This window comes from Micromonospora sp. B9E7 (assembly GCF_039871815.1).
GTDB lineage: Bacteria > Actinomycetota > Actinomycetes > Mycobacteriales > Micromonosporaceae > Micromonospora.
On the sequence record NZ_JBDPLX010000001.1, the window covers coordinates 344015 to 364267 of the forward strand.

Annotated in this window: 18 protein-coding genes; 4 read left to right on the plus strand and 14 right to left on the minus strand. The window is 72.2% G+C overall.

Translation table 11 applies throughout. The annotated features are described in order from the left end of the window. Positions 1 to 25 precede the first annotated feature (25 nt). The 13 genes from ABGB10_RS01510 to ABGB10_RS01570 all read right to left on the minus strand — a co-directional run bounded on the left by ABGB10_RS01510 (position 26) and on the right by ABGB10_RS01570 (position 15188). Positions 26 to 847 carry a CoA ester lyase gene (locus ABGB10_RS01510; RefSeq protein WP_347658988.1) on the minus strand — a complete coding sequence of 274 codons (822 nt, stop codon included), beginning with the start codon at positions 845 to 847 and terminating at the stop codon, positions 26 to 28. Beyond that, a complete protein-coding gene (locus ABGB10_RS01515; RefSeq protein ID WP_347658989.1) occupies positions 847 to 2034 on the minus strand; it encodes a CoA transferase in 1188 nt (395 codons plus the stop codon). Before ABGB10_RS01515 ends, ABGB10_RS01510 begins: the two co-directional genes overlap by 1 nt. Beyond that, a complete protein-coding gene (locus tag ABGB10_RS01520) occupies positions 2031 to 3989 on the minus strand; it encodes an SUMF1/EgtB/PvdO family nonheme iron enzyme (RefSeq protein WP_347658990.1) in 1959 nt (652 codons plus the stop codon). Before ABGB10_RS01520 ends, ABGB10_RS01515 begins: the two co-directional genes overlap by 4 nt. Then, entirely contained in the window at positions 3986 to 4924 is a 939-nt protein-coding gene (locus tag ABGB10_RS01525; RefSeq protein WP_347658991.1) for a ribokinase, read from the minus strand. The genes ABGB10_RS01520 and ABGB10_RS01525 overlap by 4 nt, the downstream gene beginning before the upstream one ends. Continuing rightward, positions 4921 to 6285 carry an ADP-ribosylglycohydrolase family protein gene (locus tag ABGB10_RS01530; protein WP_347658992.1) on the minus strand — a complete coding sequence of 455 codons (1365 nt, stop codon included), beginning with the start codon at positions 6283 to 6285 and terminating at the stop codon, positions 4921 to 4923. Before ABGB10_RS01530 ends, ABGB10_RS01525 begins: the two co-directional genes overlap by 4 nt. Next, positions 6282 to 7430 carry an ADP-ribosylglycohydrolase family protein gene (locus ABGB10_RS01535; RefSeq protein ID WP_347658993.1) on the minus strand — a complete coding sequence of 383 codons (1149 nt, stop codon included), beginning with the start codon at positions 7428 to 7430 and terminating at the stop codon, positions 6282 to 6284. The genes ABGB10_RS01530 and ABGB10_RS01535 overlap by 4 nt, the downstream gene beginning before the upstream one ends. 4 nt (positions 7431 to 7434) lie before the next feature. Continuing rightward, positions 7435 to 8724, minus strand: a complete 1290-nt coding sequence (locus ABGB10_RS01540; RefSeq protein ID WP_347658994.1) for a sugar ABC transporter substrate-binding protein — start codon at positions 8722 to 8724, stop codon at positions 7435 to 7437. A 35-nt stretch (positions 8725 to 8759) separates the two neighbouring features. Then, on the minus strand, positions 8760 to 9599 hold the full coding sequence (locus ABGB10_RS01545) for a carbohydrate ABC transporter permease (protein ID WP_088989072.1): 840 nt from the start codon (positions 9597 to 9599) through the stop codon (positions 8760 to 8762). Between the two features lies 1 nt (position 9600). Then, the gene (locus ABGB10_RS01550) at positions 9601 to 10536 is read right to left on the minus strand and encodes a sugar ABC transporter permease (protein WP_347658995.1); all 936 of its coding nucleotides are present in this window, start codon (positions 10534 to 10536) and stop codon (positions 9601 to 9603) included. Next, a complete protein-coding gene (locus tag ABGB10_RS01555; protein ID WP_347658996.1) occupies positions 10533 to 11630 on the minus strand; it encodes a LacI family DNA-binding transcriptional regulator in 1098 nt (365 codons plus the stop codon). The genes ABGB10_RS01550 and ABGB10_RS01555 overlap by 4 nt, the downstream gene beginning before the upstream one ends. 207 nt (positions 11631 to 11837) lie before the next feature. Beyond that, positions 11838 to 13487 carry an ABC-F family ATP-binding cassette domain-containing protein gene (locus ABGB10_RS01560; RefSeq protein ID WP_347658997.1) on the minus strand — a complete coding sequence of 550 codons (1650 nt, stop codon included), beginning with the start codon at positions 13485 to 13487 and terminating at the stop codon, positions 11838 to 11840. Between the two features lie 254 nt (positions 13488 to 13741). Continuing rightward, positions 13742 to 14482: an alpha/beta fold hydrolase gene (locus tag ABGB10_RS01565; RefSeq protein ID WP_347658998.1), complete on the minus strand. Its 741-nt coding sequence runs from the start codon at positions 14480 to 14482 to the stop codon at positions 13742 to 13744. Next, entirely contained in the window at positions 14475 to 15188 is a 714-nt protein-coding gene (locus tag ABGB10_RS01570) for a GNAT family N-acetyltransferase (RefSeq protein ID WP_347658999.1), read from the minus strand. The genes ABGB10_RS01565 and ABGB10_RS01570 overlap by 8 nt, the downstream gene beginning before the upstream one ends. 153 nt (positions 15189 to 15341) lie before the next feature. Between ABGB10_RS01570 and ABGB10_RS01575 the strand changes: the two genes are divergently transcribed. Continuing rightward, the gene (locus tag ABGB10_RS01575) at positions 15342 to 16934 is read left to right on the plus strand and encodes a tannase/feruloyl esterase family alpha/beta hydrolase (RefSeq protein WP_347659000.1); all 1593 of its coding nucleotides are present in this window, start codon (positions 15342 to 15344) and stop codon (positions 16932 to 16934) included. Between the two features lie 59 nt (positions 16935 to 16993). Here the strand turns inward: ABGB10_RS01575 and ABGB10_RS01580 are convergent, their stop codons facing one another. After that, positions 16994 to 17599 (minus strand): TetR/AcrR family transcriptional regulator, encoded by a 606-nt coding sequence (locus tag ABGB10_RS01580; protein WP_347659001.1) that lies wholly within the window; start codon positions 17597 to 17599, stop codon positions 16994 to 16996. A gap of 141 nt (positions 17600 to 17740) precedes the next feature. Between ABGB10_RS01580 and ABGB10_RS01585 the strand changes: the two genes are divergently transcribed. The 3 genes from ABGB10_RS01585 to ABGB10_RS01595 all read left to right on the plus strand — a co-directional run bounded on the left by ABGB10_RS01585 (position 17741) and on the right by ABGB10_RS01595 (position 20239). Further along, positions 17741 to 18844 (plus strand): aldo/keto reductase, encoded by a 1104-nt coding sequence (locus ABGB10_RS01585; RefSeq protein ID WP_347659002.1) that lies wholly within the window; start codon positions 17741 to 17743, stop codon positions 18842 to 18844. 11 nt (positions 18845 to 18855) lie between these two features. Further along, positions 18856 to 19233: a nuclear transport factor 2 family protein gene (locus ABGB10_RS01590; RefSeq protein ID WP_347659003.1), complete on the plus strand. Its 378-nt coding sequence runs from the start codon at positions 18856 to 18858 to the stop codon at positions 19231 to 19233. A gap of 88 nt (positions 19234 to 19321) precedes the next feature. Beyond that, complete coding sequence (locus ABGB10_RS01595) at positions 19322 to 20239, plus strand: NADP-dependent oxidoreductase (RefSeq protein WP_347659004.1); 918 nt, start codon at positions 19322 to 19324, stop codon at positions 20237 to 20239. Positions 20240 to 20253 lie beyond the last annotated feature (14 nt).

Below are 20253 nucleotides of genomic sequence, written 5' to 3' on the forward strand. Positions count from 1 at the left end.
CTCGGTGGCCTCCGGCCGCTGGCACTCAGGCGGTGTAGCGCGCGGCCAGGTCGACGACGCGCCGGGCGGCGGCCACCATCGCCCGGTCGGCGAACCGGCCGTCGGGCAGCACCACGGTCCCCGAGTCCCGCAGTTCCGCGTCCGCCACGGCGGCCAGCAGTTCGGCCGCGCGGGTCACCTCCCGGTCGGCCGGACGGAACGCCTCGACGATCACCGGAAGTTGGCGCGGGTGGATCGCCGTGCGGCCGAGGAACCCGAGCCGCCGACCGACCGCACACGAGGCGGCCAGACCGGCGAGGTCCACGACGTCGGCGTACACCGACATCGCCGGTGGGGTCAGGCCGGCCGCGCGGGCCGCGACCACCACGCGGCCGCGCGCCCAGAGCAGCCCGTCGTCGTCACTCACCCCGAGGTCCGAGCGGAGGTCGGCCTCACCGAGCCCGATCGAGGCCACCGCGGGGTGGGCTGCGGCGATGGGGTACGCGGCCTCCAGCCCGAGGGCCGACTCGATCAGCGGGTGCAGGGGTACGTCGACCCGCTCGGCGAGGGCCGCCACCGTCGCGGCCGACTCGACCTTCGGCAGCCGTAGCCCGCTCAACCCGGGCCGGCCGGTCACCGCCGTCAGGTCGGCGTCGACGTCCGGGCCGGTCAGCTCGTTGACCCGGACCTGCACCGGCACCGGGTGTGTCTCGGCGAGGAACTCGGCGACCGCGTCGCGGGCGTACGCCTTGCGCCGGGCGACCACGGCGTCCTCCAGGTCGAGGATGACCGCGTCGGCTCCCGAGGCGACCGCCTTGGCGAACCGGTCCGGACGGTCACCTGGCACGTAGAGCAAGCTCAGCAGCATCACAGCACCCCCCGCTCGCGCAGCGCGGCCAACTCCTCGTCGGTCACGCCGAGCGCCCCTAACACCGCGTCGGTGTCCTGACCGTGCCGCCGTCCGGCGTGCCGGATCTCGCCCGGCGTCTCGGTGAGCCGGAACGGCACGTTCTGCATCCGTACCTCACCCAACTCCTCGTCCGGCACGGTGCGTACGGTGCCGAGTGCCGCGTACTGCGGATCGGCGAGGATGTCCCGCACGTCGTAGACGGGCGCGACCGCAGCCTGCGCCTCCTCGAACGCGGCCACCACCTCGTCGCGGTCCCGCTGTGCCACCCAGGCGCTCACCGCGGCGTCCAACTCGTCGGCGTGCGCGGCCCGGCCACTGCCGGTGGCGAACCACGGCTCGTCGACCAGCTCGGGTCTGCCCACCAGCCGCAGCACCCGTTCGGCGATGCTCTGCGCGCTGGTGGAGACCGCCACCCAGCGCCCGTCCGCGCACCGGTAGGTGTTGCGCGGGGCATTGTTGTTGGACCGGTTGCCCAGCCGGGGCTGGACGTAGCCGAGCTGGTCGTACCAGGTGATCTGCGGCCCGAGCATCGCCATGATCGGCTCGATGATGGCGAGGTCCACCACCTGCCCGGTTCCGGTGGCGTCCCGGGCCCGCAGCGCCAGCATCACCGCGTACGCGGCGGCGAGCGCGGTCACCGAGTCGGCCAGCCCGAACGGCGGCAGCGTGGGTGGGCCGTCCGGTTCGCCGGTGGCCGCCGCGAAGCCGCTCATCGCCTCGGCGAGCGTGCCGAAGCCGGGCCGGCGCGAGTACGGGCCGACCTGCCCGAACCCGCTGATCCGGGCGATCACCAGCCGTGGGTTGACGGCGTGCAGCTCGGCCGGGCCGAGCCCCCACCGCTCCAGGGTGCCGGGGCGGAAGTTCTCCACCAGCACGTCGGCGTCGGCGAGCAGCCGGCGCAGCAACGCGGCACCGTCCGGGTCGGACAGGTTGAGGGTGACGGTGCGCTTGTTGCGGCCGAGGACCTTCCACCAGAGCCCCACACCGTCCCGGGCCGGGCCGTGCCCCCGTGACGGGTCCGGCTTGACCGGATGCTCCACCTTGATCACGTCGGCGCCGAAGTCGCCGAGGAACGCCGCCGCGAGTGGCCCGGCGAAGAGGGTGGCCAGGTCGACGACTTTGACCCCGTCCAGCGGCGCGGTCACCGGGTCACCTCCGGCTCGTCCACCAGATCCGCCGCGCAGCGGAAACCGACCTGGTCGGAGCGGGTGAGACCGGCGCCGGTGAGCAGCAACTTCACCGAGACGTCCGCCGGTTGGGGGCCGCCGTCGAGATACCAGTCGGAGCCCTCGGCCCGATAGGCGGCACCGCCCTTGAGGATGGCGAAACGGGTACGCCCGTCGGAGTGCTCGCTGTCGGTCAGGTTCCACACCAACGGCTCACGCCGTACGAGCAGCCCCGCCTCGGCGGCGACCTGCCACTCGTCCTCGGTGGGCAGACGCAACCCTGCCCACTCCGCGTACGCCCTCGCGTCGGCCAGCTCCACCCCGGTCACCGGGGCGTCGGCCGGTCCGCACCCGGCCGTGAACCGCTCCGGACGCATCGGCCGGTAGCGCGAGGCTCGCAGGAACTCGGCGTACTCGCCGTGGGTTACCTCGTGGGTGGCGATGGCGAACCGGCCGAGTCGCACGCTGCGGCGCAGCGTGCCGGGGTGGTGCAGCCGGGGCGGCAACGGCTTCCACTCGTCGACGTAGGGTGCCTCGCCGTACAGCCCGGTCTCCCGCACCCGGTGCCGGACGACGAGGTCCCGTCGGCCGCCGTCGACGGCGACCATGCCCGGCGGCAACTCCGGCCGGGGCGCCCACGGCGTGCGGACGCGTACCGCCTCGCGGGCCGGGAAGGCCGGGTCGCCGGTCGGCGGCTCGTGCTGGTGCGCGGCGGCGGCACCGGGCGCCACGGCCGCGATCGCGCCGGCCGGGAGCGGGCCGCCCACCGCCAACCGACCGTCGGCGGTCTCGGTGACGGTCAACTCGGCACCGGTGACCAGGTCGACGAAGCGTCGCCCGGCGTTCGGGTCGGTGAGCAGCCACGGGCCGTCGTGGTCCGCGCCCCGGTTCACCACCGTCCACAGCGGCTGGTCGTCGTGCGTCCAGCGGGACGCGTACACCTGGCCCTGGCCGGGGTGGTCGGCGAGCGGCACCCAGTCCTCGGCGCGCAACCACGCGGCGTGACTGTGCTGCACCCGGCGCATCGCCCGCAGCACCGCCCGGTCCCGCTCGTTCCAGCCGACCCAGACGCCGAAGACACTCTCCCAGACCAGTACGCCGACGCCGTTGAGCCAGGCGGAGTGCAGCTCGTCGAGGTGGTCGCGGTGCCAGCGCCGGGTGTGGTGCAGCACGTGCCGCCGCTCGAACCACTTGGCCCGCAGCACACCGGGCACCTCGGAGTCGGCGAACCACTGCGCCCAGGACATGGCGTGGTCGGCGATGCGGGCCAACGGAACCCTGCTCTCGCCTTCCAGGACCATGCCGGGGCGCACCGCGTCCAGCGCGGCGCGCAGCTCCCCGGCGCCCTCCTTGAGGGTGTCCAGGAAGACCCCGTCGACGCCGAGATTGCCGGCCAGCGCGGCGACCTCCTCGGCGTCGGTGCCCGCCTCGCGCCGGGTTCCGGTGTCCCACGGGTTGTAGTCGACGAAGACCCGCACCCCGCGTTCCTGGAACGCGCGCACCACCTCGGGCAGCTCCGGCACGTCCCGGTACCAGTCGAACTGGTTGCGGTCGTCCAGGCCGATCACCGGGTACGCGTGCCAGAGCACCACCCCGTCGAAGCCGCCGAAGTCCCGCCCGGCCGCGTCGAGGAACCCGTCGACGGTGAAGACGCCGCGCTCGTGGTCGTAGAGCGCCTCGTCCCAGAGCCAGGCCAGGCAGACGCTGAAGCAGTCACCGGCGATCTCGTCGTAGTGCTCGCCGACGTAGCCGATCCGGTCCCGGGCGTCGGCCCGCCAGCGGGCGAGCTGCTCCCGCCAGGCCGGCCAGTCCGCCGGATCGCCCGGCGCGGCGAAGATCTTCGCCTCGTCCAGGGTGCTCAGGTCGGCGTGCCCGCCCAGCGGCACGTCGGTCGGCAGGTCGATCGGGCGCGGGACGTACGGGTTGAAGCTCACGGTGCACCTCGGTAGGTCGCGTCGTAGAGGGCGTCGATGGCCGGCCGGTCGGGCAGGGCGGTGGACGCTCCGGGCCGCTGGGCACAGGCCGCGCCGGCGGCACAGGCCCAGCGCAGGCTCGCCGTGACGGTGTCCTCGCTGATGGCGCCGCCACGCTCGGCCCAGCCCACGGCGAGCGCGCCGGTGAACGCGTCCCCCGAGGCGGTGGTGTCGACCGCGTCGATCTGCGGCGCCGGGACCGCGAGACGCAGGCCGCGCCGGTCGGCGTACGCGGCGCCGCGCGCGCCGAGGGTGAGAACCACCCGGGGCACCAGCTTCAGCAGCGCGTCGAGCAGCACCGGCGGGTCGTCGGAGGAGACTCCGGCCACGACGGCGGCCTCGTGTTCGTTGACCACCAGCACGTCGACCAGGTCGAGCAGTTCGGTGGGCAGCGCCGCGGCCGGAGCGGCGTTCAGCACCACTGTGGTGCCGTCGGCCCGGGCCCAGTCGGCCGCCTGGATCACGGCGGTCAGCGGCACCTCCAGTTGGAGCAGCAGCACGTCCGCCGCCGCGATGGTGGCCCGGTCGTCGGCGTCCAGCTCGGTCAACGTGCCGTTGGCACCGGGCGCGACCACGATGAAGTTCTCCGCCTCCCGGTCCACGCCGATCAGCGCGACACCGGAGGGACCGGCGACGGTCCGCAGGCCACGAACGTCCACGCCCGCGCCGACCAGGCTCGTCCGCAACTGCGTACCGAACTCGTCGTCGCCGACCGCGCCCACGAAGTCGCAGGCCGCCCCGGCCCGGGCGGCGGCGACCGCCTGGTTGGCGCCCTTACCGCCGGGCACGGTCCGGAAGTTCTCGCCGAGCACCGTCTCACCGGGGCGAGGCAGCCGCGACGCCGTGACCACCAGGTCCAGGTTGCTGCTGCCCACCACCGCCACGTGTGCGCTCATGCCACGTTCCCTTCCGTTCCGCCCTGCTTCGCCAGGGTGAGGGTCCGCTCGGCCAGCTCGTCGAAGCCGATCCCGTCGAAGCCGCCGATGCTGCTGGCCAGCTGGTTGCGCAGCGGGGCGACCCAGCGCGTCGGCAGCCCGGACGCACCGGTGAGCGCCCCGGTCACCGCACCGACCGTCGCGCCGGTCGAGTCGGTGTCCCAACCGCCGCTGACCACCGCGGTGATCGACCGCTCCAGGTCACCCCGGCCGTACGCGAGCGCGGCGGCCACCAGCGCGGCGTTGTTGCGCACGTGCACCCAGTGCAGGTGGCCGTGCCGGGCGTACAGCTCGTCGACCACGGCCTCCCAGTCGTCGGTCCCCGCGCCGAGGGCACGGGCCTCGCGGACCGTGGCCGCGAACCGGCTGCGCGGCGGCAGGACCGCTTCGGCAGCGTCCAGCACCTCGTCCACCGTGTCGGCGACCGGAGCGGCCGCGGCCAGGGCGGCGGCCCAGATCGCACCGTGCGCCCCGCCCCGGACGTGACTGACGGCCGCGTCGCGCAACGCCAGCTCGGCGGCGCGGTCCGGCCGACCGGGGTTGACCCAGCCGTACACGTCGGTGCGGATCTGCGCGCCGATCCACTCCCGGAACGGGTTGTGCCGGCGGGCGCTCTGCGGCGGCGCGTACCCGAGGAGCAGGTTGCGGTACGCGACCCGCTCGGCGGTGAAGACCCGCCCGCCGGGCAGCCAGTCCAGCCACGCCTGCGCCACGTCGGCGCTGGTGAAACCCCGACCGTGCGTCTCCAGCACCCGCAGGGCCAGCAGCGCGTAGTTCAGGTCGTCGTCCTCGGGCATGCCGTCGATGTTCTCGGCGAGGCTGGTCGGCGCGCTGCGGCGGTTCCACGGCCAACGCGCGGCGACCTCGGCCGGGAGTCCCTTCGCGGTGAACCAGTCGCGCAGTGGCCACCGGTCGGTCGCGGTGAGGATCTCCCGGATGCCCTCGCGGGGGATCTTCTCCACCGGCTTGCCGAGCAGGCAGCCGACCGCACGGCCGAGCCAGGCGCCGTGCAGCCGGTCGTACCTCACCTCGGTCGGCAGCGACCAGCCTGCCGGCCAGCCGGCGCGCACCGTGGCCAGGTCGTCCGGCTCGTCGGCGGCGTTGACGCTCGGCAGCGCGTCGGCGGCGTCCAGCAACTCCACCGCGAGCGCCCGCAGTTCCGGTGCCGCCGGGGTCGGCGACGCCCCGCTGACCGGCGGGGTCAGGTCCCCGCCGGCCGCCGTCCAGCGCGCGGCGAGCGCGGCGACGTCGCGTCCCTCGTCCCGGCTGGCCGCCAGTTCGTGCGGCAGCAGGTCCTCCGGCTGCACCCAGGTGATCCTCACCGGGTCGACTCCCGCGCCAGCGCGGCGAAGCGGTCGGCCCGCCGGGCGAACCGGGCCTGGTCGCGCTCGAAGACCTCGCCGGCCACCGCCGCGAGGACGCGGGCCGGCTCCACCAGGTCGGTCTTCGACGCGGTGGCGACCACGTCGGACCACTCCGCCGGCACCACCGCCGCGCCGCCGAGCGCCCCGGCGATGGCGGCGGCCATGGTGGCGGTGGAGTCGGCGTCCCGGCCGTAGTTGACCGACCCGAGCACCGCGGCCCGGAAGTCACCGCCGGCCACCACCAGCATGCCGAGGGCCACCGGCAGCTCCTCGATGGCGTGCAGGCGACTCGGCCGCCGCGCGCCCAGCCCGGGACTGCGGTACTCCTCCCCCACCGTGTCGTAGGGGGCGACCGCGGCACGCAGCGCCGGGATGGCCTGCTTCCAGTCGTGGTGGCCGCGGGCCTCCTTGACCACCGCGTCGATGGCCGCGCGGGTGCCGTCGCGGGCCAGGTCCAGGGCTGCGGCGACGACGTCGTCGACGCCCGCGCCGGGAGTCGCCGCCGCCGCGACCGAGGCCGCGAAGACGGCGGCGGCCTCCCGCCCGTAGCTGTGCTGGTGCGCGCCGGCGATCTCCACCGCCTCGGCGTACGCCCCGGCCGGGTCGCCCGCGTTGACGATGCCGACCGGGGCCATGTACATGGCCGCGCCACAGTTCACGATGTTGCCCACCCCGGCCTCACGCGGGTCAGCGTGGGCGTGGTGCAGCCGGGTGACCAGCCACCGCTCGGCGGCGGCGAGCCGGTGGAAGGTCACCCCGTCGCGCTCCAGGTCGGGGATGTACACCACCCGCTCGATCAGGTCGGGAACCAGCAGCTCCACCACGTCGTACGCGTCGAGGTGGTCCCGTTTGGCCGCGTACGCGCGGACCAGGGCGTGGGTCATCAACGTGTCGTCGGTGAGGTGCCCGTCGCCCTTGTGGTACGGCGCGAGCGGTCGCGCGGTGGCCCAGTCGGCGTGGTACGGGGGCACGATGCCCTCGACCCAGCCGCCGAAGCGCGCGCGGATCTGCTCGGGCAACGCCGTCTCGGTGGCGCCACCCAGGGCGTCTCCGACCGCGGCGCCGACCAGGCAACCGACCGATGTGTCGAGCAAGAGTGACATGTCGTTACCTCGAGACCTGCTTGCCACCGTCGACCAACTGCGTACCGAGCTGATCGATGGTGATCTTGTTGGCGAAGTACTGCTGGAGAGCCGGGGTGGCGTACTTGGTCTTCCACTCCGGGTAGCCGTCGGCCTGCTGGAACGGGGCGACGGTCAGTTCCTTGGCACTGGCTGCCGCAACGTCCCAGCCCTGCTTGCCGGCGGTGAGCTTGACCAGTTCCTCGTTGGCCTGCTTGCCGGTCGGCACCAGCCAGTCACCCTTGGCCAGCGCGGCCATGTTGGTCGGGTTCAGGAAGTACTCGAGGAACTGCGCGGCCTGCTTCTTGTGCTTGCTGTCGGCGGCGACGGACAGCGTCTGCGGGTTGGCGGCCTGCTTGGCGGAGAGCCCCTTCAGCGGCGGCAGCGTGACCCACTCGAAGCCGGCCGGCGCCTGCTCGACCATCTGCTGACGCAGCGACACCGAGCCGGGCAGCATCGCGTACTTGCCGCCGAAGAAGCCGGGCAGGGTGTCCGCGCCGCTCATGCCGAGCGCCTCCGGCGAGGCGGACTTGGCGGTGTAGAGCATGTCGTGGATCCGCTTCGGGATCTCCTTCTCCCCGTCACCGACCTTGACCTCGGCGCGCCGGCCGTCGCCGTAGAAGAACTTGCCGTCGTAGTTGAGCGCCAGGTTGAGCACCCGGTTGGTCGGCGACTTCAGCGCCCACGCCGCGCCGTACTGGCCGGGCTTGGTGAGCTTCTGGGCGTTGGTCTGGAACTCGTCCCAGGTCCATCCGCCGTCGGCCGGCGGCACCGCGACGCCGGCGGCGTCGAGCAGCTTCTTGTTGGCGATGACGACCTGCGACTCCAGCAGGAACGGCACGCCGGTGACCTTGCCGTCGACGGTGGCGGTGTCCCAGATGCCCTTGTCGATCTGGCCCTTCAGGTCGTCGGAGACCAGGTCGGACAGGTCGGCCAGGTAGCCCTGCTTGCTGAACTCGCCGATCGAGGACGCCTCGTAGTGCACGATGTCCGGCGCGTCGCCCCCCTCGAACGACGTGAGGAGCTGGTCGTGCACCGAGTTCCAGTCACCCTGGACGTACTCGACCTGGATGTCCGGGTGTTCGGCGTTCCATCTGGCGACGAGGTCCTTGTTGACCTGTAGCGACTCCTTCTGCCAGGCGAGGCTGAGGAAGCGCAGCTTGACCGGGCCGGACGTGGCCTCGTCGCCGCCGTCACCGCACGCGGTGAGCGCGCCGAGGCCGACGACCGCGACCGCGGCGGCCGCGGCGAGCCGACGGAATCGGGTACGGAGCATGGGGGTTACCTCCTTGGTGGTGGTTGGGGGAAGCGTCAGCCCTTGACCGCGCCCGCGAGCGACCCGGACGAGAGCCGGCGCTGCATGAACGCGAAGAAGATCAGGCTGGGAAGTGTGGCGAGCAGTGATCCGGCGGCCAGTGGCCCCAGTCGGGCGGTGCCCTCGATGCCGACGAACCGGGCCAGCGCCACCGGCAGGGTGGCCAGCTCCGGGGTCTTGATCAGCACCAGCGCGAAGAAGAACTCGTTCCAGGCCGAGATGAAGGAGAACAGCGCGGTCGCGACCAGGCCCGGGGCGAGCAGCGGGAAGACCACCCGCCGGAGGACCTGCACGCGGCTCGCCCCGTCGACCGAGGCGGCCTCCTCCAACTCCCGGGGAATGTTGCGGACGAAGCCCTGCAACATCCACAGCGCGAACGGCAGCGCCCAGACCACGTAGATCAGCACCAGTCCGGCGTGCGTGTTGGCCAGGCCGACCTGCCGCAGCACCAGGAAGATCGGGATGATCAGCAGCACGAACGGGAAGAGCTGGGACAGCAGCACCCAGCCCAGCGCGGCGGTGCCGAGCTTGGAACGGAACCGGGCCAGCGCGTACGACGCCGGCATGGCGACCAGCACGGTCAGCACCGCCGAGGCGAGCGAGACCTGGAGGCTGTTGAGCGCCGCCCGGCCCAGCTCCTGCTCGGTGAAGGCCTGGACGAAGTTCTGCAGGGTCGGGTTGTCCGGGATCAACGTCGGGTGCAGGCGGACCAGCTCACGTGGCGGTTTGAACGCCGTGGAGAGCAACCAGACCAGCGGGAACCCGAGGAAGATCAGGTAGCCGGCGAGCGCCAGGTACTGCAACGTCCGGCTGGTGCGGCTCGGTTTTCCGAACATGTCAGTTCGCCTCCCTGAGCCGGCGACGGAGATAGACGGCCAGCAGCGCGATGATGAGCACGACCATCACGTTGCCGAGCGCGGCCGCGTAGCCGTAGTTGCCGTAGCGGAACGCCTCCTCGTAGGCGAAGAGCATCGGCAGCATCGTCTTGCCGCCCGGCCCGCCGGCGGTCAGCACGTAGACCAGACCGAACGAGTTGAAGTTCCAGATGAAGTCCAGCGAGGTGATGGCCACGATCACCGGTGCCAGGGCGGGCAGCGTGACGTGCCGGAACCGGTGCCAGGTGCTGGCCCCGTCCACCGCCGCCGCCTCGTGCAGCTCACGGCCCACGCCCTGCAGACCGGCGAGCAGGACGACTGTGGTCTGCGGCATGCCCGCCCAGACCCCGACGATGATCACTGCGGGCAGCGCGGTGCTGAAGTCGCCGAGCCAGTTGGTGCGCAACCCGTCGGCGCCGATTCGGTGGAAGAACTCGTTGATCAGACCGGCGTCGGGGTGGTAGACGAGCTTCCAGAGGATGCCGACCACGACCGGCGGCATCGCCCACGGCACGACGGCCAGCACCCTGGCCACACCGCGGAACCGCAACTGCTGGTTGAGCAGCAGGGCCAGCCCGAGGGCGAGCAGGAACTGCAGGACGGTCACCCCGACCGCCCAGAGCAGGCCGATCTTGAACGAGTTCCAGAACAGCTCGTCGCCGAGCAGTTCCCGGTAGTTGGCGAGGCCGGTGAAGCTGACCTCGACGTTGCGCCCGGCCCGGGCGTCGGTGAAGCCGAGATAGATGCCGCGCAGCAGCGGAAACACCGACAGCACCAGGATCGGCAGCAGTGACGGCAGGAGCAGCAGGTAGATGGTGGTGCGGTCGGACCGGAACCGGTTCGGCCGGCGGGCCGGCTCGGCCCGCTCGACGTCCGGTCGTTCGGTCAGGGTGGTCATGCGGTCACCCCTTCGCTGGACGGGTGGGTGGTCGGTGGGCCAGGCGCGGCGGAGCGGGGTGCCGGCAGCGGCGCGGCGCTCGACGCCCGGACGGTGAGGCTCGGCGGCACCTGCTCGCGACGCGGCGGCAGGGTCGCGTCGGCCATGCGTTGCAGGAGGAGTTCGGCGGCGCGGCGACCTCGCTCGGCCGAACCGAGCGAGACGCTGGAGAGCTGGGGGAACATCATCCGGGCCAGTTCGGTGTCGTCCATGCCGACCACGGCGACGTCCTGCGGTACGCGGCGACCGGCAGCCAGCAGGGCGTGCAGCGCACCGACCGCGATCAGGTCGTTGGCGCAGACCAGGGCGTCTGGGTCGGTGCGGGCGAGAAGACGTTCGGTGGCTGCCCGGCCGGCCGCGTACTGGAAGTCGCCGACCTCGACCAACTCCTCGTCGAGCGCGATGCCGTGTCCGGCCAGGGCGGCCCGGAAACCAGCGTCCCGCGCGACGCCCGGGACAGTGTCGAGCGGGCCGTTGACGAAGCCGATGCGACGTCGGCCGGTGGCGACGAGATGGTCCACGGCCAGCGCGACGCCCTGCCGTGAGTCGGTACGCACGTTGTCCACCCCGGCGTCCGCGCCGAGCTGTCCGACGACCACCACCGGCACCGGGCTGTCCACCAGCGCGGTCAGGTGGTCGTCGGTGATCCGGATCGGCGAGACGATCATCCCGTCCACGTAGCGGTTGGCCAGCCGCCGCAGCAGGGCGGTCTCGTTGTCGATCCGCCCGCCGGTGGCGTGCACCAGCAGCTGCCGGCCGGAGGACGCGACCACGGCCTCGATGGCGCGCATCATCTCCACGTACACCGGGTTGCCGATGTCCTCGACGGCGAGCGCGATCAGGCCGGTGCGCTGCGACTGCAACGAGCGGGCGATCGCGTTGGGCACGTACCCCACCTCCGCCGCCGCCTCGCGGACCTTGCGGATCGTCTCGGGGCTGCCGCCGACGCCGTTGAGCACCCGCGAGGCGGACGCGATGGACACACCGGCGCGGGCGGCAACGGTGTGCACCGTGGGCCGGCCGTCAGCCGGTTCCTGTAAACGTTTACGACCCACGTCCGGCACCTCCACCCGATAGCTGTAAACGTTTCCGGGAGTCTGCTCCGCAGATGGCGGAGAGGTCAAGGGTCCGTTACGAAAACGTTTCCAACCCCCCACCAGCGGACCTGCTGCGGCCCTGCCCCGCCCCGCCCTGCCCGCAGGCTCCGGTGATCAAGAGGTTTGCGTCACGACACGCCGGACAGGATGACGCAAACCTCTTGATCATCGAGGCGGGGTTGCGGAGGGCGGGGGTGGGTTGGGGGTCAGGGCGAGCTGTCGGCCTCGCCAGCGGGAGCGGAGTCTGCGGTCGTGGCTGGCCACGACGATGGCGCCTGGGCCGGTGTTCAGTGCCTCCTCCAGCTCGTCGCAGAGGGTCGGCGAGAGGTGGTTGGTGGGCTCGTCGAGCAGGAGCAGATCCGGCGGGTCGGCGACGAGCACCGCGAGAGCGAGCCGACGGCGCTGCCCGACCGACAGGTCGGCCACCGGGCGGCCGAGGTCCGCCGGGGCGAGCAGTCCGAGGGACGACAGCGGTACGACCTCGGCCCGCTCCACGCCGACGGCCGCGTCGAAGACCTGCCGGGCCGTCCGCCGCGCATCCGCGAAGACGCTGTCCTGGGCGAGCAGACCGACCCGCAGACCCGGACGCCGCCAGAGCGCTCCGGCACCGCTCAGATGGCCGACGAGCACGGCGAGCAGAGTGGACTTGCCCGCGCCGTTGGGGCCGGTCACCAGAAGCCGGTCGCGGGCCTTGATCTCCAGGTGTGCCACCCGCAGTCGGCCGGGAACCTCCAGCCGGTCCGCCGTGACGATGACCTCGCCGCTGTCACCGGTGGCGAGCATGGGCGCGTGGAAGCGCAACGGCTCCGACGGCACGGGTACGGGGTCGCGCTCGATCGTCTCCAGTCGGCGGGCGGCGTCGCGGACGCGACGGGAGATCTGGTTCTGGACGCGCCCGGCGGTGTGCCCGTACCCCATCTTCTCGCTGTCGCGTGGGCCACGGCCGTGGGCGACCTGATGCCCGGTCACGGCCGCGGCCTCGCGCAGGTCGGCAAGGAGCGCCTGCTCGTCCTCGTAGCGCCGACGCCACCGTTGCGCCTCGGCGCGCTTCGCCGTCAGGTACGCGGTGTAGCCGCCTCCGAAGCGGACCGGCCCGTCGACCGCCGGATCCAGGTCGATGAGATCCGTGCAGACCGCGTCCAGGAAGGCCCGGTCGTGACTGGCCACCACGACCACCCCGGGCATTGCACGGAGTTGTTCCTCGCAGAACGCCGCCGCCGCGTCGTCGAGGTGGTTGGTGGGCTCGTCGAGCAGCAGCGCGCTCGGCCGGCGGATCAGCATCGCCGCGAGCGCGAGCCGGCCACGTTGACCGCCGGAGAGGACGCCCAGCGTCCGATCGTGGGGCAGCCCGCCGAGGCCGAGCCCGTCGAGGACCGTCCGGGCACGCCGGTCGGCGTCCCAGGCGTCGCGGTCCTGCGCCCGCTCCAGAACCTCGCCGTACCCGGCCAGCAGCCGGTCGTGCTGCTCGGTGCCCTGCGGCGAATCGGCGAGCGCGGTGCCGATCCGGTCCAGCTCGGCGAGGTCGGCACGGGCCTCGCGCAGCGCGTCATCGAGGACCGCGGCGATGGTCGTGGATGGACGGAAGGGCAGCTCCTGGTGCAGGAAGCCGACGTCCGGTGGGCGCGTGACGCCGCCGGAATCGGGTACGTCGACGCCGGCCAGGACCCGCAGCAGGGTCGTCTTGCCGGTGCCGTTCTCACCGATCAGGCCGATCCGGTGGCCGGGCGCGGCGGTCAGCGAGACGCCGTCGAGCACCCGCCGGTCGCCGCGGACCCGCACGAGGTCATGGGCGATGAGAGCAGGTCGAACAGACATGGGGAACCTCGGAGAACGATGATCCGGGTCGCGCACGGGCACCCGGCGGGAGCAGGGCATGACGACAGCGGCCGCGGCGACTGCGGCGCGATCACGCGCCCGTCGGCGGCCGGTCCGGGTGCTCACCCGGAGATGTCGTCGTCACCTGCCACGCCTGCTCCGATCTCCGGCAACTCGGGCGCAAGAATAACTCGCCGGCCGAGGGTCCAGCCTCCGCTGCCCTCGTTCCCGCCGACGTGCTCGACCGACCGCTCTCAGCCGGTCGCCAGCAGCCGGGCGATCGTCGCCGGCTCGGCCAGGTGCGGGAAGTGGCTGCCGGGCAGCAGGGTCACCTCAACCTCCGGCAGGGTCCCGGTCAGCCAGGCCAGGTAGCGGGCCGGCGGCTCGGACGAGGTCACCCAGCGGTAGGGGGTCGCCCGCTCGCCGATGGATCGCAGATCGCGGTGCCGCGCCGCGGCGATCTCCTCGTCAGATCCGCGCAGGATCTCGCCCCAGTAACCGAGCAACAGATCCGGCCGGGGATCGGTGGCGGTCGTCACGATCTCACGCGCCTCGGCCGGCAACGACTCGATGCCCATCCCGGCCAGCATGCCGTCCCACACCCGCCGCCAGTCCGGGCCGCGCAGTGTCGGCTCGGACTGGCGTACGGCAGCACCGAATGGGCCGGGCAGCAGGATCTGGTCCAGGTTCACCACGCCACGGACCGGGTAGCGGGCCGCGTACGTGGTGGCGACCACCGCGCCCACCGAGTGCCCCACCACGACCGGCTCGGCGAGACCCGCCTCGGTCACCTGGTCGTGCACGACCTCGGCGACCTCGGCCATCCGGTACGAGGTCCTCCTCGGTGAATCGCCGTGACCGGGCAGGTCGAGAGCGAGCACCTGCCGGGCCGGATCGATCACCGCAAGCGCACGCCGGACCGGATCCCACTGTCGCCGGTCGAACGTGAGGCCGTGCAGCAGCACCAACGGTGGGCGGTGCTCGTCGTCATTCATCTACGTGCCTTTCCTGCGTCCCGGTCTCCCGGTACCGCCCGAAGGTGAGGTGGCGGCGGAAGGTGAAGCCCATCGCCTCGTACAGTCGGATCGCGCTCGTGTTGACCGTGGCCGCGTGCAGGAAGGCTGTCTCGCCGCGCTCCTGGACACCGGCCGCGACGGCGCGGATCAGCCGGGTCGCGAGGCCGTGGCCCCGGTACGACGGATCCGTGCAGACCGCGCTGATCTCGGTCCACCCGGGCGGATGCATGCGCTCCCCCGCCATGGCAACGAGCGCACCGTCGCGCCGGATGCCCAGGTAGGGGCCGAGTTCGATGGTGCGGGTCAGGAACGGCCCCGGCTCGGTCCGGCGGACGAGGTCCAGCATCTCCGGTACGTCCGCGCGGGTCAGCACCACGGCCTCCGGGTCCGGTTCGGCGCGCAGACCGTCGGCCACGAGTTGCACGCCCAGAATCGCACCGGTCATCTCCCACCCGGGCGGAGCGCTGTCCGGGCCGCCCGGCAGCATGACCGACGCCCCCGGCCCGGCCAACGTCGCCAGATCCCCCCACGCCGACCGGTCGGCGGGATCGGCGAGCGCGTGGAACGGCGACACCTCGGACGGATACCGTGCGGCTTGTCCGCGTACCTCGGCGAAGGGTGCGTGTGGGCCGTTCAGCGAGGCCCAGGCCGGGTTGTCCAGCACGTCGACGTCAACGGTTTTCACGGTCTTCCCCTCGCTGAGAGACGGCACGAGTCAAGCTACCTCGGCACAACTCCGGTGTCGGTCGCCGGTGTGAGCGGCTCCACAACGGCCAGGGTTCACCCCAGGGAGTCTCCCTGGGGTGAGGATCGTCGACCCCGGGCGAGGGTGACAGGCATGAGAAGACGACTGATCATGTTGATGGCGGCTGCCGTGCCGCTGTCGGCCGTACTGCTGCCGATGGCCGCCGACGCGCGTGACGGCGGCACCGCCGCCGCGACGACGTGCGCGGCCGTGCCGGTCGCCCCGCCCGCAGGCGCCAGGGTCGAGTCGGTGACGGCGGTCGCGAACGCAGGCGGAACGGTCACGTTCCCCGCCGTACCCCCGCTCGACGCACCGCCGCCGATCACCGATGTGCCGGCCTGGTGTGACATCACGGTCACCCTGGCCCACCCCGGCGCCGACGACCACGTCCAGGTCAAGATCTCGCTGCCGCAGGATCCTCGACGGTGGACCGGTCGGTTCCAGGCCACCGGGGGTAGCGCCTACCTCGCCGGTGACTTCGGCGCCCCGCTGGTCAGCGCGGTGAAGAACGGCTATGTCGCCGCCGCCACCGACGCCGGCATCGGCCAGAATCCGGCCGACGTCAGCGGTTGGGCGCTCACCCCGGCCGGCACGGTCAACAAGCCTCTGCTGAAGAACTTCGCCTCCCGCTCGCTGCACGAGATGGCCGTCGTCGGCAAGGACGTCGCCAAGAAGTTCTACGGCAGCCCGGTGCGCTACGCGTACTGGAACGGTTGCTCGACCGGCGGCCGCCAGGGCTACCTGGAGGCCCAGGAGCACCCCAACGACTTCCAGGGCATCCTGGCCGACGCGCCGGCGGTCAACTGGGACCGGTTCGCGGTCGCGACGCTGTGGCCGCAGGTCGTCTTCAACGAGGAGAAGGTCCAGCCCACCCAGTGTGAGCTGGAGGCGTTCAACACCGCGGCGACCAAGGCCTGCGACACTCTCGACGGGGTCGCCGACGGCATCATCGACAACCCGCAGGACTGCCACTGGGACGCCCGGCGGCTGATCGGCACCACTGTCGTCTGCGAGGGCAGGGAGATCACGATCTCCGCCGCCACCGCCGACGCGGTCCGCAAGATCTGGGCCGGACCGGTCTCCCCCACCGGCAAGAAGCTCTGGTACGGCCCGAACAAGGGCGCGACCTTCGACTGGTTGGCGAAGGCGGGCGTGCCGTTCACCGTCGCCGACACCTGGGTCAAGTACTTCGTGCAGCGGGATCCCTCGTTCGACACGACGAAGCTGACCTACCAGCGGTTCGCGCAGATCTTCCGCGAGTCCCAGCAGCGGTACAACGACGTCATCGGCACCGACGATCCCGACCTGTCCGCGTTCGCCCGAGCCGGGGGCAAGCTGCTCAGCTGGCACGGCCAGGCCGATCAGCTGGTGCCCACCCAGGGCACCGTCGACTACCGCGAGCGGGTCAACCGGGTGTCCGGCGGCAACCGCCGGGTCGACGACTTCTACCGGCTGTTCCTGCTGCCCGGCGTGGCCCACTGCGGCGGCGGCCCCGGCCCGCAGCCGACCGGTGAGCTGGACGCCCTGGTCAACTGGGTGGAGAAGGGACAGGCTCCGGCCACCCTCGCCACGTCGAGCGCCGACGGCAGCGTCACCCGCAACGCCTGTCGGTACCCGCAGGTGGCCCGCTTCACCGGTCAGGGCGACCCGAAGGCGGCGGCGAGCTACCGCTGCGTCACGGCCTGAGCACAGCTGAGGTCGGCGGCCCGGAGCGATCCCGCTCCGGGCCGCCGCCGACCGGGCCGTCAGGCGGTGCGGGCGCTCGCTCGCAGGCGTTCGATGGTGAGGTCGAGGGCCGCCTCGAGGTGATCGATCTTCCCGGTGGAGAGCAGCAGCAGTACGCCTCCCTGGATGCCGGCCAGCAGCGCCGCCGAGGCGCGCTCGGCGTCCACGTCCGGGGCGATGTCCCCGGTCGACTGCATCTGCCGGATGCCCTCGGTGATCGCCGCCTGCCAGCGCCACATGAGACCGGTCACGATCGCCTGCGCGCCGGGCGCCCGCCGGCCGGTCTGGCCGAGCAGGCCGTTGAGCGGGCACTTCACCCCCTGCGCGAGGTAGCGCTCGACGAGCCGGTCGCGCCACGCCTGCCAGGCCGGCCAGGACGTCAGGTTGCTGAGCATCGGCTCCTGGTCGACGAGCACCTGGTCGGCCTCGTGCTGGGCGACCGCGAGCAGCAACTCCTCCTTGCCGTCGGGAAAGTAGTGGAAGAGCTGGCCCTTGCTGGTGCCGGTGTGGGCCATCACATCCTCCAGGCGCACGTCGTCGACGCCGCGCTCACGGATCTCGGCGGCGGCACCGGCGACGATCCGCGCCCGGGTCGCCTCGCCCTTGCGGGTCAACGCGCGTGTCATGAGACCTCCGTCACCGGCAGCCGCCCTCGACTGCCGGTCCAACCCTAGCCGCAGGTTTGGACTTGCAGGTCCATTTTTGCCGAGCAAAGGTCTGGAGCGCGGTCCGACACGGGCCGACACCACGATCGGGAGGACGCAACGATGAACCACTACTACCTGCTCGGGCGGTCCGGTCTGCGGGTGAGCCGACTGGCGCTGGGCACCATGAACTTCGGCGTCGACGGGTTCCACGCCGCGTACGGCAAGACCGAGCAGGAGTCGGAGCCGATCTTCCGCCAATACCTGGAGTCGGGCGGAAACTTCATCGACACGGCGGACTTCTACACCGCCGGGGAGAGCGAGAAGATCCTCGGCCGGCTGATCGAGCGGGCCGGTGTCCGCGAACGGCTCGTGCTCACCAGCAAGTTCACCAACACCGTCGACCCGAGCGACCCGAACGCCAGCGGCAACGGTCGCAAGCACATCATGCGGGCCGTGGAGGCGTCGCTGCGCCGGCTCGGCACCGACTACATCGACCTGTACCTGCTGCACACCTGGGACCGGATCACCCCGGTCGAGGAGGTCGTGCACACCCTCGACGACCTGGTCCGCGCCGGCAAGATCCGCTACGCCGGTCTCTCCGACGTACCGGCCTGGTACGCGGCCCGGGCGCAGAGCTACGCCGAGGCGCACGGACTGGCCCCGATGATCAACCTTCAGTTGCCGTACTCCCTGGTCAGCCGGGGCATCGAGGCGGAGTTCGTGGCGATGGCCCAGACCATGGGCATGGGCCTCACCGCGTGGAGCCCGATCGCCAGCGGCCTGCTCAGCGGCAAGTACCGGCGCACCGATGACGGCCTGAGCGGCACCGGCCGGTTGACCAACCCGGACGCCGGAGGTCGCCAGGTCAGCGCCAGCGAGTGGAAGGTCATCGAGGCTCTGCAGAGTGTCGCCGCCGACCTCGACCGCAGCATGGCGCAGGTCGCGATCAACTGGGTCGCCACCCAGCCCGCCGTCGCCTCGGTGATCATCGGGGCGAGCAGCGCCGAACAGGTCGGCAGCAACTTCGCGGCGCTCGACTTCGAGATCCCGGCCGACGCCCGTCGCCGGCTCGACGAGGCCAGCGCGCCGGAACTCGGGGTGCCCTACGTGATGTTCACCCCGCAGTACCAGTCCTGGGTGGTGAGCCCCGGCCTCGGCATCGGCGACAAGCCGGCCGGCTACACCCCGCCGGTGTTCAACGCCGCCACCCAGCCCACCAAGTGAAGGAACCTCAGATGACATCGAGCAACGACACCCTGGTACGTGAGTTCGTCGAGGCGTTCAACACCAAGGACGCCGACCGTCTCGTGCCCTACCTGCACCCCGACGTCGTGTTCCACGCGTACGGCGACCAGCAGGTGCGCGGCCGGGACGCGGTCGTGGAGGTGTGGCGCGGCGTCTTCGGGACGTTCGCGGAGATTCAGTTCGCGACCGTGCACCAGGCGGTCGACGGCGACGTCGTGATCGCCGAGCAGGTCCACGGCCTCGGCCTGCCGGGCCGACCGGTCGCGCCGGTCATGAACATGGCGATCTACGAGATCCGCGACGGCAAGATCGCCGCCTGGCGTGACTACACCAACCCCGAGTACGCCCAGAAGCTCGTCACCGGCTGACCCGCCCGCGTGCCCGCGGCCACGAACCCGCAGCCGCGGGTCATGGCCGCGGGCACCTCTTTTGCCGCAATCCCCAGTGGAGGAAGACATGCACGCCATCCGAATGCACGAGTACGGCGGACCAGAGGTACTCCGCTACGAGAAGGCACCCGTGCCCACCCCCGGTTCCGGCGAGGTTCTGATCAAGGTCGCGGGCACGTCGTTCAACCCGGCGGACGCCGTCATCCGAGCCGGTGTCCTGCACCATTCCCATCCCGTCCGGATGCCGCACATCCCCGGCACCGACGTCGCTGGCACGATCGTCGAACTCGGTCCGGGTGTCACCGACCACGCGGTCGGCGACCGGGTCATCGCGGCCCTGCCACGACCGGCGGACGGGGCCACCGGGGAGTTCACCCTCGCTCCGGCGGCGATGGTGGTCCCCGCGCCGACGAGCATCCCGCTCGCCGACGCCGCCGCCCTGCCGATCGCCGGGCTCACCGCCTGGCAGGGCATTCACGACCACCTGCGGGTCCGGCCCGGCCAGCGCATCCTGGTCAACGGCGCGGGCGGTGGCGTCGGTCGGTTGGCCGTGCAGTTCGCCAAGCTGGCCGGCGCCACCGTTCTGGCGGTGGCCGGCCCGGCCAGCATCAGGGCAGCCCGGTCGGCCGGTCCCGACCAGATCCTGGATTACGCGGTCGACCGGCTGACCGAGCCGGTCGACGCCGTGTTCAACACGGCACCCGTCGACGGGTCCAACCTGAATCGGCTCGTCGCCCTCATCGAGCCGGGTGGTCGTCTGGTCTCCATCACCTCGTCCCCGGCGACGGACCACCGACAGGCGGTACGCGCGATGGTCATGACCGTCCGCTGGGATCCCGCCCACCTCAACGAGATTGCCCGCCGGGTGGACGCCGACGGGGTCTCGCCAGGCGTCAGCGAACGCCTCCCGATGACAGAGATCGTCGAGGTGCACCGCCGGCACGCCGCCGGCCGCCTGTCGGGCAAGGTGGTGCTCAGTCACTGAACGAGGGGGCCTGT

Coding starts and splice junctions, on each gene's coding strand:
- ABGB10_RS01510 (WP_347658988.1), bottom strand. CDS start 847: ATGCTGCTGAGCTTGCTCTACGTGCCAGGTGACCGTCCGGACCGGTTC.
- ABGB10_RS01525 (WP_347658991.1), bottom strand. CDS start 4,924: ATGAGCGCACACGTGGCGGTGGTGGGCAGCAGCAACCTGGACCTGGTG.
- ABGB10_RS01535 (WP_347658993.1), bottom strand. CDS start 7,430: ATGTCACTCTTGCTCGACACATCGGTCGGTTGCCTGGTCGGCGCCGCG.
- ABGB10_RS01540 (WP_347658994.1), bottom strand. CDS start 8,724: ATGCTCCGTACCCGATTCCGTCGGCTCGCCGCGGCCGCCGCGGTCGCG.
- ABGB10_RS01545 (WP_088989072.1), bottom strand. CDS start 9,599: ATGTTCGGAAAACCGAGCCGCACCAGCCGGACGTTGCAGTACCTGGCG.
- ABGB10_RS01550 (WP_347658995.1), bottom strand. CDS start 10,536: ATGACCACCCTGACCGAACGACCGGACGTCGAGCGGGCCGAGCCGGCC.
- ABGB10_RS01560 (WP_347658997.1), bottom strand. CDS start 13,487: ATGTCTGTTCGACCTGCTCTCATCGCCCATGACCTCGTGCGGGTCCGC.
- ABGB10_RS01565 (WP_347658998.1), bottom strand. CDS start 14,482: ATGAATGACGACGAGCACCGCCCACCGTTGGTGCTGCTGCACGGCCTC.
- ABGB10_RS01575 (WP_347659000.1), top strand. CDS start 15,342: ATGAGAAGACGACTGATCATGTTGATGGCGGCTGCCGTGCCGCTGTCG.
- ABGB10_RS01580 (WP_347659001.1), bottom strand. CDS start 17,599: ATGACACGCGCGTTGACCCGCAAGGGCGAGGCGACCCGGGCGCGGATC.
- ABGB10_RS01585 (WP_347659002.1), top strand. CDS start 17,741: ATGAACCACTACTACCTGCTCGGGCGGTCCGGTCTGCGGGTGAGCCGA.
- ABGB10_RS01590 (WP_347659003.1), top strand. CDS start 18,856: ATGACATCGAGCAACGACACCCTGGTACGTGAGTTCGTCGAGGCGTTC.
- ABGB10_RS01595 (WP_347659004.1), top strand. CDS start 19,322: ATGCACGCCATCCGAATGCACGAGTACGGCGGACCAGAGGTACTCCGC.